The organism is Blautia caecimuris (assembly GCF_024622975.1).
GTDB lineage: Bacteria > Bacillota > Clostridia > Lachnospirales > Lachnospiraceae > Blautia_A > Blautia_A caecimuris.
The window spans coordinates 79,113-94,628 of the sequence record NZ_JANJZT010000002.1 but is presented as its reverse complement, the minus strand read 5'-3'; the positions used below and the strand labels follow the sequence as shown (position 1 = coordinate 94,628).

At 36.7% G+C, this 15,516-nt stretch carries 16 protein-coding genes and 1 pseudogene; 15 read left to right on the top strand and 2 right to left on the bottom strand.

Features of this window, described 5'->3' with window-relative positions:
* Positions 1-148 precede the first annotated feature (148 nt).
* The 5 genes from NSA57_RS01935 to tagD all read left to right on the top strand — a co-directional run bounded on the left by NSA57_RS01935 (position 149) and on the right by tagD (position 6,246).
* Positions 149-1,216, top strand: a complete 1,068-nt coding sequence (locus NSA57_RS01935; RefSeq protein WP_173752300.1) for an acyltransferase family protein — start codon at positions 149-151, stop codon at positions 1,214-1,216.
* 33 nt (positions 1,217-1,249) lie between these two features.
* Positions 1,250-2,389, top strand: a complete 1,140-nt coding sequence (locus NSA57_RS01930; RefSeq protein ID WP_022066949.1) for a glycosyltransferase family 2 protein — start codon at positions 1,250-1,252, stop codon at positions 2,387-2,389.
* Positions 2,390-2,494: 105 nt separating this feature from the next.
* Entirely contained in the window at positions 2,495-4,642 is a 2,148-nt protein-coding gene (locus NSA57_RS01925) for a glycosyltransferase (RefSeq protein ID WP_257463830.1), read from the top strand.
* Positions 4,643-4,685: 43 nt separating this feature from the next.
* The gene (gene glf, locus NSA57_RS01920) at positions 4,686-5,813 is read left to right on the top strand and encodes a UDP-galactopyranose mutase (protein ID WP_257463829.1); all 1,128 of its coding nucleotides are present in this window, start codon (positions 4,686-4,688) and stop codon (positions 5,811-5,813) included.
* Positions 5,814-5,841: 28 nt separating this feature from the next.
* A complete protein-coding gene (gene tagD, locus NSA57_RS01915; RefSeq protein ID WP_257463828.1) occupies positions 5,842-6,246 on the top strand; it encodes a glycerol-3-phosphate cytidylyltransferase in 405 nt (134 codons plus the stop codon).
* 21 nt (positions 6,247-6,267) lie between these two features.
* On the opposite strand, the gene NSA57_RS01910 is transcribed toward tagD, so the two are convergent.
* Positions 6,268-7,146, bottom strand: coding sequence for a delta-lactam-biosynthetic de-N-acetylase (locus tag NSA57_RS01910; RefSeq protein ID WP_147598219.1), 879 nt, complete (start codon positions 7,144-7,146; stop codon positions 6,268-6,270).
* A 186-nt stretch (positions 7,147-7,332) separates the two neighbouring features.
* Here NSA57_RS01910 and NSA57_RS01905 point away from each other — a divergent pair, with 186 nt between their 5' ends.
* From NSA57_RS01905 to NSA57_RS01880, 6 genes and pseudogenes are all read left to right on the top strand, one after another.
* Complete coding sequence (locus NSA57_RS01905; RefSeq protein ID WP_257463827.1) at positions 7,333-8,736, top strand: SGNH/GDSL hydrolase family protein; 1,404 nt, start codon at positions 7,333-7,335, stop codon at positions 8,734-8,736.
* A 508-nt stretch (positions 8,737-9,244) separates the two neighbouring features.
* Complete coding sequence (locus tag NSA57_RS01900) at positions 9,245-9,796, top strand: DUF3793 family protein (RefSeq protein ID WP_147598221.1); 552 nt, start codon at positions 9,245-9,247, stop codon at positions 9,794-9,796.
* A 30-nt stretch (positions 9,797-9,826) separates the two neighbouring features.
* Positions 9,827-10,252 (top strand): flavodoxin, encoded by a 426-nt coding sequence (locus NSA57_RS01895; RefSeq protein ID WP_138270474.1) that lies wholly within the window; start codon positions 9,827-9,829, stop codon positions 10,250-10,252.
* A gap of 155 nt (positions 10,253-10,407) precedes the next feature.
* Positions 10,408-10,675 (top strand): annotated as a pseudogene (locus tag NSA57_RS19765) (DUF2325 domain-containing protein).
* Positions 10,676-10,789: 114 nt separating this feature from the next.
* Positions 10,790-11,308 (top strand): class I SAM-dependent methyltransferase, encoded by a 519-nt coding sequence (locus NSA57_RS01885; protein WP_330671276.1) that lies wholly within the window; start codon positions 10,790-10,792, stop codon positions 11,306-11,308.
* Between the two features lie 92 nt (positions 11,309-11,400).
* Complete coding sequence (locus NSA57_RS01880; RefSeq protein ID WP_243271005.1) at positions 11,401-11,541, top strand: hypothetical protein; 141 nt, start codon at positions 11,401-11,403, stop codon at positions 11,539-11,541.
* Positions 11,542-11,641: 100 nt separating this feature from the next.
* Here NSA57_RS01880 and NSA57_RS01875 read toward each other — a convergent pair whose 3' ends face one another.
* Positions 11,642-12,001: a metal-dependent transcriptional regulator gene (locus NSA57_RS01875; protein WP_022067048.1), complete on the bottom strand. Its 360-nt coding sequence runs from the start codon at positions 11,999-12,001 to the stop codon at positions 11,642-11,644.
* A 234-nt stretch (positions 12,002-12,235) separates the two neighbouring features.
* Between NSA57_RS01875 and NSA57_RS01870 the strand changes: the two genes are divergently transcribed.
* From NSA57_RS01870 to NSA57_RS01855, 4 genes are all read left to right on the top strand, one after another.
* Positions 12,236-12,448 (top strand): FeoA family protein, encoded by a 213-nt coding sequence (locus NSA57_RS01870; RefSeq protein WP_138270476.1) that lies wholly within the window; start codon positions 12,236-12,238, stop codon positions 12,446-12,448.
* Positions 12,449-12,546: 98 nt separating this feature from the next.
* Positions 12,547-14,553: a ferrous iron transport protein B gene (gene feoB, locus NSA57_RS01865; protein ID WP_257463826.1), complete on the top strand. Its 2,007-nt coding sequence runs from the start codon at positions 12,547-12,549 to the stop codon at positions 14,551-14,553.
* An 84-nt stretch (positions 14,554-14,637) separates the two neighbouring features.
* Positions 14,638-15,015, top strand: coding sequence for a heavy-metal-associated domain-containing protein (locus tag NSA57_RS01860; protein WP_147598226.1), 378 nt, complete (start codon positions 14,638-14,640; stop codon positions 15,013-15,015).
* Between the two features lie 195 nt (positions 15,016-15,210).
* Positions 15,211-15,513, top strand: coding sequence for a DUF6110 family protein (locus NSA57_RS01855; protein ID WP_022068296.1), 303 nt, complete (start codon positions 15,211-15,213; stop codon positions 15,511-15,513).
* Positions 15,514-15,516 lie beyond the last annotated feature (3 nt).

Here is a 15,516-nt window from a genome sequence, read left to right as displayed (position 1 = left end):
AAATTAATTAACAGATAATAAGATTGTTTTATTATTGTGAGAAATAAAAACTGTTTGTAACAAAAATGTTACATTGGTTTGTAGTTAAACTTGATATTATGATTGTATCATGTTATACTTACGAAAAAATGTAATACAGAGGATTGATATGAATTATATACCACAAGCAGAAAATTGTATGAAAAAAGGCGGAAGGATTGAAACAATTGATATTGCAAAAGGGTTAGGGATATTATTTGTAGTGTGGTCTCATGCAAAAGGTCCTTTTACGCCGTATATGTATCAATTTCATATGCCGTTATTTTTTTTGATTTCAGGTTTCCTTTTTAACAGCAGAAATACTCCGGCTCAGTTTCTTGGCAAAAAGGTCAGATCTTTATATATTCCTTTTGTATTTTGGAATCTTTGCTCTCTTCTGATTACAACAGCTCTTCATATACAGGAGTTTTCAGATATCCATTTAGTTAAAAAAATACTTAAAATTATTCTTACATTAGACAAGGACGGCAAATTTATGGGAGCGACCTGGTTCTTGGGAGCTTTATTTGTTGTATCAGTAGTGTATAAATTAATGGATTATTATATGCCATCGGTAAAAGGGAAAAGTATATTTCTTGTGATTTTATTTGGATGTGTTGCAGCAACTGGTTTTTCAATTAATTTTCCATATTTATTGAGCAGGACATTGATTCTTTCTTTTTATTTTGCAATCGGACGGGCAGCTAAAGAGTACAAAGAAGTAATATATGTATATCATTCAGGTATTTTGGTTTGTTTTTCAATTATATTGTTTGCCATAATTGGCCATTATAATGCCATCAATATGGCGAAGAATACATATACTTATCCGTTTTTATTTGCGATAGGGGCATTGCTTGCATCATATGTGGTTATTTATGTTTCGGAAATTTTGCAAAAAAGAACCATATGGATAAAAAAAGCATTGATTGTAATGGGGGAAAACAGTATTTCAATTGTAATCTGGCAATTTGTTGTTTTTTGGATTATTGAGGCAGTACAATTTAAGTTGTTTGGGATTCCTTTCGTACAACTTTTTGAAAATTATCCACCATATAAAACCACGAACGGCTGGTGGATTGTATATTTGATTGTTGGAGCAGTTGCATCCATGCTGATTGGAGAAATTATTTCTGCAGTAAAGCAGGGAATTGGGCGTGTTACGAAAAAGATTTTAATGAAGCCATATAAAATGTAATATTCAGAAATTTTACTGGGAGGAAAATAGATAGTGCAGCATGAAAAAGAAATACCGGATGTTTCAATTATTATTCCTACATATAACGTGGAGAAATATATTGAACAGTGTTTGAAAAGTTTATTCGCTCAGAAATATAAAAATTTTGAGATAATCTGTGTAGATGATGGTTCTGATGATCAGACGGTTTTTATAATTAAAAAATATATGCGGTTGAATAAAAGAATTCGATTATATGAATTACCGCATTGTGGTAAAGCCGGTATTATGAGAAACCTGGGAATAGAAAAGGCAGAGGGAGAATACTGCCTTTTTCTTGATGGAGATGATTTTTTTGAACCTGAATTAGTTGGAGATACATTAAAAAGAATCAGGGAAGATAAAAGCGATATATGCCTTTTTGATGCACGCTTGTATTATGAGAAATCTGGCAATTTTATAGATGCAGGGCACATGTTAAAAAAGGAGTATGTTCCTCAGAAGATTCCGTTTGAAGGCAAAAGCTTTCCTTATATTTTCAATATCAGTACAGGCTGTCCGTGGACTAAATTATATCGGAAAAATTTTATAAAAGAAAATAATTTACAATTTATGGAAACACATCGTTCTAATGATCTTTATTTTGTATGCATATCACTGGCAATGGCAAAACGAGTTACGATTCTTGAAGAAAAACTGGTTAATTATCGAAAATCATCAGGAAGCTTGCAGGCTAATAATGCCAACAGTCCGTGGGACTGGTATGAAGCATTGAAAGCGGTAAGGACAAAATTAATGGAACTGGGAATTTATGAAGATGTTGAGTACAGTTATAAAAATTATGTTCTTGATGTCAGTTTTTATAATTTGGAATCAATGGGAAATGCTCAGGTATTTTCTATGGTATATGAAAAAATAAAAAAAGAGATTTTTAAAGAATTAGGTATGGAAGAGTTAAAAAAAGAAGAGATTAATTCCTGGAATGAGAAGTACTATGAGCAATATCTTCAGTTAAAAGCATCCGGTGAAAAAGAATATTTATTTTACAGGATAAAAGAATTGAAAAAAGAAAATCAATATTGGATGGAGAGGGCAAGGAAAGCAGAACAGGATACTAAAAATAATATTATATATATTACAGCCAGGAATATATGGATTATGGCTAGAAGAATATTGAGAAAGAAAGGAAATTAAAAAAGCATAGTATTATGTGTTTCGATGAAAGTGTTGGCAACAGGAATGTTCTATGTTAAAATGTACATAGCTGAAATTGGAACAATTTTATGAGAGGAAAGAAAAATGACTGTAAAAGTATCTGTGATATTACCTGTATATAATGTTGAAAAATATTTGAAAGAATGTTTGGATTCTATATTAAATCAGACATTACAGGAAATAGAAGTGATTTGTGTTGACGATGGGTCAACAGACCGTTCTCTGGAGATTTTGCGAGAATATGAAAAAAAGGATAAAAGAGTTATTGTACTGACTCAGGAGAATAAAGGCGCAGGCGCTGCAAGAAATAAAGGACTTGCTATTGCAAAGGGCGAATATTTATCATTTTTAGATTCCGATGATTTTTTTGCTTCCGGAATGTTGGAAGAAGCTTATCGAAGGTGCGTTGAAAAAAAAGCACAGATATGTGTTTATCAGGTTTTGCGCTATAATGAAAAAACAAAAGAAACAGTATATGACAAAGGGTCATTCAAGAAAGAGAATGCACCCAGAAAAGATGTATTTTGTTATAAGGATATGCCGGATCATATATTAGATTCATTTCAAAACTGGGCATGGAATAAGCTGATTAGTCATGAGCTTGTAAAGAAATATCATATTAAATTTCAGGAGATTTTCAGAACAAATGATTTCCTTTTTGTGGCATCCTGCATGATGCTTGCGGACAGGATTACTCTTTTAGAAAAGAAATTGGTTTATTATCGGATTGGAATGTCAAATAATTGTCAGGCAACAAACTATAAATTCCCATTGGATTTTTTGACGGCATTTTATGCGGTAAAAGATTTTCTTGAAAAAAATAATTTTTATTCTGCTGTTGAACGCAGTTATGTGAATAAAGCTTTAGCAGGTTGTATTTATAATATGAATTCAATAGGAGATGTGCAGGCAAAAAAAGCTGTTTTTGATGAACTGAAAAAAGACGGATTTAAAAAGCTGGGAATTGAAGGGAAAAACGAGGAATATTTTTATAATTACAATAAGAATAACTATAAAATTTTTCGGGAGATTAGTATGAGTGATTTTGACGAGTTTATGATTAAAAACGGATCCAGAATGGAAAAGAGACAATTTTTACAAAACAAGTATCTTCAGGTGAAATCTGATATTCCCAAAGTGTCGATCGTGGTTCCTATTTATAACGTTGAAGACTATCTGGAAGAATGTCTGGAGAGTGTGGTCAGACAGACTTTGGAAGATATTGAAATTATATGTATTAATGATGGATCAACAGACAGATCAATGGAAATTCTTAAAACATATGCAGCCGCAGATGCCCGGATTATTGTTGTTGATAAAAAAAATGAGGGATATGGTATTGGGATGAATATTGGTCTGGACAAAGCTACCGGTGAATATGTCGGTATAGTAGAGCCTGACGATTATGTACCGTTAAATATGTTTGAAGATCTTTATTTAAAAGCCAAAGAATATGAACTTGACTTTGTAAAGGCTGATTTTTATCGCTTTGTTACTGCTGCAAATGGAAATATGCAGCTGACCTACAATCATTTAACCGGAATGAAAGAAAAATATAATGTTGTTTTTAATCCCAGTATGGAGCCTGAAGCATTGACATATGTTATGAATACCTGGAGTGGAATATATAAAAATGAGTTTTTAAGAGAAAACCATATACGTCACCATGAAACCCCGGGTGCGTCTTTTCAGGATAATGGTTTTTGGATTCAGACGTTCTGTTATGCAAAACGTGCTATGATCTTAGATATACCATATTATATGAACAGAAGAGATAATCCAAATTCTTCAGTAAATAGTCCAGAGAAAGTTTACTGTATGAATGAGGAGTATAAATACATTAAAGAAATGCTGTCAGGAAATACTGAATTGTGGAATAGATTTAAGTATTACTATACATGGAAAAAATTTAATAACTATATGTTTACATTAAACAGAATAAACGTTAAATTTAAACATCAGTATATTCTTGATATTAGTCAGGAAATGAGGCAGGCAGAATCAGATTATGAATTGGATAAAAGCCTGTTTAGTGACATGAACCGAAAACGTCTTGATATGCTGATGGCAAATCCGGAAGCTTTTTACCATTTGGAATGTATCAGCGGAACATCAAATCTGGAAAGACGTGTTGCAGAACTGGAAAATTCCACTACAATGAAAGTGGGACGTATGGTAATGTACATTCCTATTAAGATTAAAAAATTTATCAGAAGAATGGGTAAAAAATAATTCAGATATTTTTACTGTCTGTAGAAAGGACAAGTGGCAGATCATGCAGAATAAATATGATTATTTAGTAGTTGGAGCCGGATTGTACGGAGCTGTTTTTGCACATGAAGCCCAAAAAGCCGGTAAATCAGTTCTTGTGATTGATAAGAGAGAAAATATTGCGGGAAATGTTTATACAGAAAAAATAGAAGGAATTCATGTTCATAAATACGGAGCACATATTTTCCATACAAACAATAAAAAGGTGTGGGAGTATGTCAATCAATTTGCTGAATTCAATCGTTTTACGAACAGCCCTGTTGCTAATTTTCATGGAGAACTATATTCGCTCCCATTTAATATGTATACCTTTAACAAGATGTGGGGTGTGGTAACTCCAGAAGAGGCAGCAGCTAAAATTGAGGAACAGAAAAAAGCGGCAGGTATTACAAATCCTGAAAATCTTGAAGAGCAGGCAATTTCTCTTGTAGGCAAGGATATTTTTGAAAAGCTTATTAAAGGATATACAGAAAAACAGTGGGGACGCAGTTGTCGGGAACTTCCGGCTTTTATTATCAAGCGTCTTCCGGTTCGCCTGACATATGATAATAATTATTTTAATGCGCTTTATCAGGGCATTCCGATTGGTGGATATACCAAAATGGTTGATAATATGTTAAAAGGAATAGAAGTTCGACTTGGGGAGGATTATCTTCAGCAGAAGGATGAATATGATTCAATAGCAGACAGAGTAATTTATACAGGTGCAATCGATGCATATTTTAATTTTGCTATTGGTCATCTGGAATACCGTTCCGTACGGTTTGATACAGAAGTTTTGGATAAGCCGAATTATCAGGGAAATGCAGCAGTGAATTATACGGACGTAGAAACGCCATGGACCAGGATCATTGAGCATAAATGGTTTGAGTTTGGCAAAGATGAACAGGGAAACGATCTTCCGAAAACAGTTATCAGTCGTGAATATAGTTCTGAATGGAAACCAGGTGACGAGCCATATTATCCTGTAAACGACGAGAAAAACGGTGCGCTTTATTCTGAGTATAAAAAAATGGCTGATAAAGAAGATAAAGTTGTATTTGGCGGACGACTTGGAGAGTACAGATATTATGATATGGATGCTGTAATTGCATCTGCTTTGGACATGTGCGAAAAGGAGCTTGGAGTATAATGCTCTTTGGCTGAGAGAGGTAAATAAAATGAAACGTGTAATCACTTATGGAACTTTCGATTTGCTTCATTATGGGCATATTAATCTGTTGCGTCGTGCAAGACAAATGGGAGATTACCTGATAGTGGCATTATCGACAGATGAATTTAACTGGAGGGAAAAACGCAAACAATGTTATTTTTCCTATGAAAAACGCAAACAGCTGTTGGAAGCAATACGATATGTGGATTTGGTGATTCCGGAGGAAAATTGGGAGCAGAAACGTAATGATGTAAAAGAGTATCATGTGGATACCTTTGTTATGGGAGATGACTGGTCAGGCAAATTTGATTTTTTAAAGGAGGAAGGGTGCGAAGTGATTTATGTGCCACGGACACCTGAAATTTCCAGCAGTCAGATTAAAGAGGAACTTCACTCTAAAAAGGATATATGAAAGTGAACGAATTGACCGGGATTATATCCCGGTCAATTCGTTTAAAGAACCAAATCGGTATCCCATTTCTTCCCATTTGCTAAGAAGTTCGTCAAGAATTTCTGCATTTGTTGAAGATGTATTATGAAGAAGAACGATGGCACCAGGATGTATGCGGGAAAGCAATTTGTCAAAGGCTTCTTCTTTTGAAGGTTGCTGATCCTGAATCCAGTCTACATAAGCAAGGCTCCAGAAAAAAGTTGAGTATCCGAGGTTTTTGGCCATAGTTAGATTTTCCGTACTGTAAATTCCGCGAGGAGGACGATAAAGTTTAGGCATATCTTGATCGGTTATGTTCTTGTACAGTTGTTCGACCGAGGAAAGCTCATTTTGAAAAGCTTGTACAGAAGAAATTTTGGACATATCCGGATGAGTCATTGTGTGATTTCCGACCGTATGTCCTTCTGAAATCATGCGTTGAATAAGTTTGGGATTATCGGCTATAAAATTTCCGACTACAAAGAATGTGGCAGGACAGTTGTGTTTTTTTAATGCATCTAAAATAGCTGGGGTATTTCCGTTTTCATATCCGGCATCGAAAGTAAGATACAGAATTTTTGAGTCTGTATTTTGAGCATAGTAAGCATTATATTTTTTTAATTGTTCGATTGATGCGTTACCGGTAGGACGCTTCCCTTCTTCGTCAAAACCAAGACCCCAGTTTGTGGATTCTGAGGAGATGGCAGAGGAACTGGAATTTATAGAGGATGATGCTATTGACGGTACATGCTTGGGGAGCTTTTCAATCCGTGTGACAATTTTTCCTGTTCCTGCACCCAGGATAAAAGAGCCTGTCAGAATTACAGCAATTTGATATTTGAGAATAAATCTGGTAAGAGCATTCTGCTTTTTAAAAAACATATTTATAAAACTCCAGTACAAATATTTGATATTAATATATGATAGAAAAAGGATAATAGAATATAAAAAATCAAAATATAACGAAAATATGAAAGAAAGATGAAAATTATATTGAATTTCATATAGAACCTGATATAATCATAACCAGAGTAACAGAAACAGACAGTATGAAATAAGGAGTAATATATGAATCGGAAGCTTTGTAAGTGGAAAGGTATATTTTTTTTGCTTATGTTATTTTTTTTGTTGTTTGGCGGAAATAAGCAGGTTTCTGCTGCATCGGCAAAGTGTAAAGTAGTATTTGCTAATGCCCGGGGGGTAGTGTCAACGCCAACGTATAAAAGTTGGGAGAGGACAGTAAAACCAGGACAGTGGATTAATCTTCCGGAGTATTCATGGTCCGGATACAGATGTTATTGGGAAGAGAAGTCGGGTAATACGGTAAAAAGATATAGTCCCGGGGCAAAATATAAGGTGACAAAGAATACAAAATTCTGTCTGCATAGATATGAACTGTATGATGTAAAATTTTACAGTGAAGATGGGAAAAAAGAACATAAAGATTTAAGAAAACAGGCGATTAAAGGTGAAAATATAACACTGCCGTCAGTGCCCCATTCGTCAACAACAATGGGACTGGGATGGTCGACTACAGCGAATGCTAAAACGTATCAAAAACCGGGAACAAAAATTAAAATAAATGGGGACATGAAGTTTTACTCAAAAACTCAGACAATCACTAGTGTAAACTTGTATAAATATGATGGCAAATTCTGGAAATCAGTACCTACCAATACAGGAAGTACGCCAGTATTTCCATCAGTAAATTTAGGAAGCATCAATATGTGCCTTGGGTGGTCTAAGACAATGGGAAAAAATTCCAGACCAGAGTATTATGCCGGAGACAGAATCCCTACAAAAACAGGTAATTATTATATGGTAAAATTTGGACCTGAGGATGACAAAGCACCTTCTTATATACGAACTCCGGAAGGATATGATATGGTTTACTTTGTTGGAGATTCCAGAACTATTGGACTTCAATGGGGACTGGGATCAAGAAAACCATCTAATGTGGATTTTGTAGCTGATAGCGGTGAAGGTCTGGAGTGGTTTGAAAGACGAGATGATACAGGAGGATATAAAAACCTTTATAGGAAAGTGCGTAAAATATTTGAAAATTCCGGAGGAAGAGCCAGACAGGCGGTAATAATTAATCTTGGAGTAAACGATCTTTGGAATTCGTCTTCATACATAGATTATATGAGACGTGTATCTCAACAGTTAAGAGGCGAGTTTAGATGCGATATGTACTATATGTCAGTAAATCCTGTAAACAGTGCCATGATCAAAGCATATGGAGGTACATATAGAACAGAAGCTCAAGTAGCTGCATTTAATAAAAGTATACGTATGTCATTGTGTAGTGGAAGCAATAACTATTTTACGTATATTGATGCTTGTACGGCACTTCAGAAGTATGGATGGATCAGTAACTTTCAGAATAAAGGAATATATGACGGTGTGCATTATTCTTATCAAACCTATCTCAGAATTTATGATTATTGTATAAGGAATTTGAGGAGATAAAAAGCAAAATGGCAGAGTAGAAACTCTGAGACCATTTCAAGCTTTGTGTAAACAGAAAATTGATATAAGATATGCCATTAGTTATTGAGGGGCTATCGGGAAATAGATAGTTCCAAACAGGGGCAGATTTGACTCATGCGAGTCAAATCTGCCCCTAAAACTTTTCCATAAAAAGAGAAAAAAGATGGCTAATGACAACCGTCTCCTCTCCGTTCCATGTTATAATGGAACTATGCTAAAACAAAATTATTAATCACATCTATTTATGGATTGACAACAGTAAAAAAATAAAGTAAACTAAAGTTAGTTAAAACTAATTCAAAGAGGCCTATGTTTAGATAATGGGATAGGTTTATAAAACTGTAAAAACGTACATCGGATGTTTTTAATGAAAGCAAGGTGTACATATTTTTTACACGTGAATTAGCGAAAACTAACTTATGATAAAAACTTACGGAGGAGAGTAGATTCATTTTCAGAAAAGATGTTTAAGGAGAAGTGAAAGAAAATGTCAGAGGAAATGTTAGTATGCTATTGTTCGCCTACATTAGCTGGGCTGAAAACAGGAAGTCTTTTTTCATGCCCTTATAGTTCTCAAAAGATGATCATAAAAGAAATACGTGAATTTAATCAAAAATTGACACAAAAAGGAATCCGTATTATCCCGGTTCACATATCAGACAAACGGGCGTTGATTTATGTCTATCGTCCGGAAAAGTTAAAAGAAGATTTTTCTGATGAGACAACTCAGATCATATTGAAATGCAAGGGATATGATTGTACGAACCCATCACAGTGCATCTGCAGATTGATCCAAAAACTGCAGAGTGCCCCGGATTTTCCACATGAAATAGGTTTATTCTTAGGATATCCGGCAGAGGATGTAAAAGGATTTATTGAGAATAAGGCAGCCTGCAGCAAATGTTCCGGGTGTTGGAAAGTATACGGGGATGAACAGGCCGCGAGGATCCTGTTTAAAAAATATAAAAAATGCACAGAAATTTATTGCAGGAAATGGAAAAGTGGCGTGGCTGTTGAACAGCTCACGATTACTATATAATCACAAACTTCAGAAAGGAAGATAAAAATCATGAGTAAAATTGCAGTAGTTTATTGGAGCGGCACAGGAAATACGGAAGCCATGGCAAAGGCAGTACTGGAGGGGGCGAAGGAGAAGGGGGCAGAGGCTGTATTATTAGCTCCGGATGAATTCGATGTTTCCATAATGGAGTCTTATGATGCAATCGCTTTTGGGTGCCCGGCAATGGGAGCTGAGGTATTGGAAGAAGACGAATTTGAACCGATGTTTGCTTCCTGTGAATCAAAACTTTCAGGAAAAAGAATTGCACTATTTGGTTCTTATGGCTGGGGAGACGGAGAGTGGATGAGAGACTGGGAGACAAGATGTAAAGAGGCGGGAGCTGTCTTAATTTGCGAAAGCGTGATCTGCAATGAAATGCCCGATGATGAGGGGATTCAATCCTGCAAAGCGTTGGGTGAAAATCTGGGTCAATAAATATTGGGGGAATGCTGCGAGAAAAGATTTTTAATCAGTTTACAGCGGCATTCCCATAATACGATTTATAAGGTAACCGATGATTAAGAATGGCTGATTTTGTAGATATCTGTTATCGGAGTGTTTAATGAATATATTAAAATGGGAGGTTGGGTATGAGTGTTGTTATTATAGGTGGACATGATAGAATGGTCTGTCAGTATAAACAAATTTGTAAGAGATTAATTGTAAGGAAAAAATTTTACACAGATGTCTGCAACCTTAGATAAACAAATTGGGGATCCGGAACTGATCGTACTGTTCACAAATACGGTTTCCCATAAAATGGCCCGGTGTACAGTGGAGGAGACGGAACGCTGCAGTGAGATGCCATACAAGTAGTAAAATGCGTTACGGGAGATTCTTGGAAGTATCTGTATGTAGCGAAATTTGTTTTTTATTGGCAAAGAACAGATATTGTTTTGGTGAGTTTATAGAGGTATAGGTTATGTCTTTTTTCAAAATACTTGTAAGCCAAAAGGAATCGGCGGCAAAATTATGGTTCATATGATGAACACCGGTCATTCATCTATGGCTGAATGGGGATTTACACATATGGAAATTCAAAGCGATGACGTATGTTTGGATATTGGATGCGGCGGTGGGGCAAATGTCAGAAAGTTATTAGAAAAAAGTCCGTATGGCAGAGTGACTGGCATTGATTATTCAGAAATCAGTGTAGAAAAAACCAGGAAAATCAATAAAGCAGGGATAGAAAGTAAGCGTTGTGAAATCCTGCAGGGCGATGTCATGAAGCTCCCTTTCAGAGATGAGATTTTTGATGTAATTACAGCGTTTGAAACAATATATTTTTGGCCGGATATCTGTGAGGCTTTTAAGCAGGTGTATAAAATTCTGAAAGTTGGAGGAACTTTTATGATCTGCAATGAATCAAATGGTGAAAATCCAAGGGATGAAAAGTGGACGAATAGAATACAGGGTATGAAAATTTACAATTCTGAGCAAATAAAAAAAATTTTTGGAGGATGCTGGTTTTACAGACGTAAAAGTAGATAAAACGAAAAAAGGGGGGATTTGTGTGGTGGTGAAAAAGTTATGAAAAACAAAAGAAAACGGTGGTATTTATTGTGGTTTGTAGGATCGCTGATATGGATGACGAATTTTTTGACAGTTTCGGAAAAGACGGACTTGATTTTTGGGTGAGCATGCAACTTTTAACCGCAATACTCTTCTTTGCTGCAGGCATTGTTGGGTATATTTCATATGAAAAACACGATAGAGATCAATAATGCAATTCTAAATATGGAGAATGAAAAGATTATATGAAAAAACCGGGAAAGTCTAAAATTCCCGGTTTTAAAATGCTAATTAGCCTGCAGTAGGAAAAATTTATTTGATATGCTTTTTGATTGCTTCAAAGCTTTCAGAACTGATGACATGTTCTATCTTGCATGCATCCTGTGAGGCAATATCTGGATCAACCCCCAGATGTTCCAGCCAGGAAGAAAGAAGAACATGGCGTTCATAAATCTGTGTAGCTATTTCTTTTCCGGACTCAGTTAAATTGATATATCCTTCCGGAGATACTGTGATATGTCCGCTTGTGCGCAGCTTCTTCATAGCTACACTTACGCTGGGCTTTTTAAAATCTAATTCTGTAGCGATGTCCACAGAACGAACAACAGGACGTTTTTTGCTCAATATTAAAATAGTTTCCAGATAGTTTTCACCAGACGGATTTATATACATAGATTGTCACCTCTTATATCATTCAGAATCTTTTATAAAAATTGTATAGTTATTGTATCATAATTCGTGGTATTCAGCCAGATATATTTATAAAATAAAATAGCAATAAAATAGCAGTAATAAAATACTATAAATAATTATTGACAACTTACAGGAATTAGAATATACTAACAATATCAAATGAGAAAAATATTTAAGCATAATTGTAAAAATTGCCATAAGGAGCGAGTGGATATGAATTTAATAAAAGCCAAAGAAGGGGAAGAATATATCATTAAGGAAATTTTGACAGATGATGAAGAACTGACATCTTTTCTGTTTTCTCTTGGCTGTTACAGTGGTGAACCAATTACAGTGGTTTCTCATCTGAAGGGTGGCTGTGTAGTCTCCATTAAGGATGGGCGTTATAATATTGATACTGATCTGGCGAAAGCCATTTCAATATAATAAAAATGGTGGTTTTCACTATTTTTTTTTACACAGCAGTTAGTATACACTAATGAAAATAAGATGTGTATAACAAAGGCATCAAAAGGAGGAGAATTATGAGGATTGCTTTTGCAGGGAATCCAAACAGTGGAAAGACGACCATGTACAATGCACTTACCGGCAGGAATGAACATGTCGGGAACTGGGCAGGTGTTACGGTCGAAAGAAAAGAAAGTCCGATCAGGAAAGGTTATTATGACGGAACGGAGGAGTTGGTTGCGGTAGATTTGCCGGGCGCTTATTCTATGTCTCCTTTTACATCGGAAGAAAGCATTACCAGCGGATACGTCAAGAATGAGAATCCGGATGTGATCATCAATATCGTAGATGCTACGAATCTGAGCAGAAGCCTGTTTTTTACCACACAGCTTCTGGAACTTGGGATTCCAGTAGTTGTCGCACTAAATAAGAGTGATATCGTTAATAAGAAACAGACAAAAATTGACGAGAAGATTCTGTCTGAAAAGCTGGGCTGTCCGGTGATCAAGACGATTTCCACTTCTTCCGGACATGAAGGACTCAAAGAGACTGTAAATGCTGCGGCTGCATTAAGAGGAAAAGGTCAGAAAGCACCTTATGTGCAGGCGGATATTGATTTTAAAGATAAAACAGCAGTAGAAGCGGCTGACAGAAAGCGTTTTGAGTTTGTAAATGGAATCGTAAAGCAGGTAGAAAAGAGAAAAGTTTTTACAAAGGATAAAAACGTGCAGGATAAGATTGACAGTATCATCACACATAAGATTATCGGGATACCGATTTTCGCAGCAGTTATCTTTCTTGTATTCTACATATCTCAGACAACACTTGGTACATGGATCGCGGATTGGCTAGTGGCATGGATTGAGACTTTTCAGGGATGGGTCGGCGGACTGATGGAAAATGCAAACCCGCTTCTGTATGCACTCCTTGTAGATGGTATCATCGGTGGCGTTGGCGCAGTTGTCGGTTTCCTTCCGCTTGTTATGGTCATGTATTTCCTGATCGCACTGCTGGAAGACTGCGGATACATGGCGAGAGCTACAGTAGTTCTGGATCCGATCTTCAAGAGAGTAGGGCTTTCGGGAAAATCCGTTATTCCGATGGTCATCGGTACCGGATGTGCGATTCCGGGTGTTATGTCTTGCCGTACGATTCGTAATGAAAGAGAGCGCCGTACCACAGCGATGCTTACACCATTTATGCCATGTGGGGCAAAAATCCCAGTGATTGCTCTGTTTGCAGGTGCATTCTTTGCGGACGCATGGTGGGTTTCAGCAATCATGTATCTGGTGGGTATTCTCTTAGTTTTGCTTGGAGCTTTACTTGTGAAAAAGATTACAGGACAAAAATACAGAAAATCTTTTTTTATCATTGAACTCCCGGAATACAAACTTCCAAGTTTGAAAAGAGCATGCGGCTCTATGCTGGAACGTGGAAAAGCATATATCGTAAAAGCAGGAACGATTATTCTGGTATGTAATACGATTGTACAGATCATGCAGAGTTTTAACTGGCAGTTCCGGCTTGTGGAAGAAGGTGCGGAAGGAACATCTATTCTGGCATCCATTGCCCATCCGTTTGCAATTTTGTTCATACCGCTTGGATTTGGAGTGTGGCAGCTTGCAGCAGCGGCAGTAACAGGTTTTATCGCAAAAGAAAACGTAGTTGGTACGCTTGCCGTAGTTTATGGTATCACAAACTTAATAGATACAGATGAGCTGGCGTTGGTTGGAAGTGGAAATGAAGTAGCAACTGTTATGGGACTGACAAAGGTAGCAGCTCTTGCTTATTTGATGTTTAACCTTTACACACCACCATGTTTTGCAGCTCTTGGAGCGATGAATTCAGAAATGAAGAGTGGAAAATGGCTGCTTGGAGGAATCTGTCTCCAACTTGCAACAGGGTATACCGTAGCTTTCGGTATATATCAGATTGGTACATTGATCACAACAGGATCTCTTGGCACCGCATTTGTTCCAGGTCTCATTGCAGTTATTGTATTTGCTTTGATTATTCTCTGGAGAATCCGCAAGTCGGATAAAGAATTTGCTTCGGAATACAGCTTACATTCTGTAAGATCATAGGAGTCAAAAGTGATAAACATACGGTGGACAGAGGAGAGATGCTTTGTCCGCCGTTTTCATTAGGGAAAGGATGTGGTGTGATCTATGGAAAATATTATTGCGGTTCTTGTTCTAGCTGTTCTGATTGGAGGTGCAGCTGCGTATCTGGTCAGGGCAAAAAGAAGCGGAGTAAAATGTGTCGGTTGCCCGGCAGGAGGGAACTGCTCCAGCAGACATAAAAAGAAAAAGAAGAAACTGACGGGGGCTGTAATTGCGAAAAAAACTATCATTATCTCAGGAATGCATTGTGCGCATTGTGTACAAAGCGTGACAGACAGCCTGAACCGGATTGATGGAGTCTCTGCCAGAGTAGATCTTAATAAAAGTTGTGCGGAAATATTCCTTGACCGTGAGGTAGGGGAAGATATCCTAATCAGTGCAGTGGAAAAAGAAGGGTTTTCAGTTGAGTCTATTCAAAGCTAGACCGTGATATTTCATATGGGAGAAAACGGGGATGAACGGTGAAAAAGAAAGTATTATTATAAAAAACAGAGTCTTATAGAGAAGGAAGTGATGCGGTTGTGAAACAACATAGGTTTTGGGCATGGGCGTCTGTCTTTTGCTTTTTGATGGTATTCTATACAGGCTATAAACACAAATGATCAGGAGGTACATAGGATGTTTAGTGATTCTACTTTGAAAAAAATCGGATGTTTTGCAGGAGGAGTCGTATTTGGGACTGCGGGTGTAAAGCTCCTTTCCAGTAAGGACGCAAAAAAGGTATATACAAACTGTACTGCGGCTGTGCTGAGGGCAAAAGACTGCGTTATGAAGACTGTTACAACAGTGCAGGAGAATGCAGAGGATATCCTTGCAGAAGCACAACAGATCAATGAAAAGCGTGCGCAGGAAGAGGCAATGCAGGTGCAGGAAGATGATGTTCAGGAGGATGGTGCGTCTGAACAGGAAGAAAACGAATAGGTA

Bases quoted from the DNA above. Each gene is read 5' to 3' on its own strand.
- NSA57_RS01900 (WP_147598221.1), top strand. From the start codon at position 9,245: ATGTCAGAGGAAATGTTAGTATGCTATTGTTCGCCTACATTAGCTGGG.
- tagD (WP_257463828.1), top strand. From the start codon at position 5,842: ATGAAACGTGTAATCACTTATGGAACTTTCGATTTGCTTCATTATGGG.
- NSA57_RS01860 (WP_147598226.1), top strand. From the start codon at position 14,638: ATGGAAAATATTATTGCGGTTCTTGTTCTAGCTGTTCTGATTGGAGGT.
- NSA57_RS01935 (WP_173752300.1), top strand. From the start codon at position 149: ATGAATTATATACCACAAGCAGAAAATTGTATGAAAAAAGGCGGAAGG.
- NSA57_RS01870 (WP_138270476.1), top strand. From the start codon at position 12,236: ATGAATTTAATAAAAGCCAAAGAAGGGGAAGAATATATCATTAAGGAA.
- NSA57_RS01885 (WP_330671276.1), top strand. From the start codon at position 10,790: ATGGTTCATATGATGAACACCGGTCATTCATCTATGGCTGAATGGGGA.
- NSA57_RS01905 (WP_257463827.1), top strand. From the start codon at position 7,333: ATGAATCGGAAGCTTTGTAAGTGGAAAGGTATATTTTTTTTGCTTATG.
- NSA57_RS01855 (WP_022068296.1), top strand. From the start codon at position 15,211: ATGTTTAGTGATTCTACTTTGAAAAAAATCGGATGTTTTGCAGGAGGA.
- NSA57_RS01875 (WP_022067048.1), bottom strand. From the start codon at position 12,001: ATGTATATAAATCCGTCTGGTGAAAACTATCTGGAAACTATTTTAATA.
- glf (WP_257463829.1), top strand. From the start codon at position 4,686: ATGCAGAATAAATATGATTATTTAGTAGTTGGAGCCGGATTGTACGGA.
- NSA57_RS01895 (WP_138270474.1), top strand. From the start codon at position 9,827: ATGAGTAAAATTGCAGTAGTTTATTGGAGCGGCACAGGAAATACGGAA.
- NSA57_RS01925 (WP_257463830.1), top strand. From the start codon at position 2,495: ATGACTGTAAAAGTATCTGTGATATTACCTGTATATAATGTTGAAAAA.
- NSA57_RS01880 (WP_243271005.1), top strand. From the start codon at position 11,401: ATGGATGACGAATTTTTTGACAGTTTCGGAAAAGACGGACTTGATTTT.
- feoB (WP_257463826.1), top strand. From the start codon at position 12,547: ATGAGGATTGCTTTTGCAGGGAATCCAAACAGTGGAAAGACGACCATG.
- NSA57_RS01910 (WP_147598219.1), bottom strand. From the start codon at position 7,146: ATGTTTTTTAAAAAGCAGAATGCTCTTACCAGATTTATTCTCAAATAT.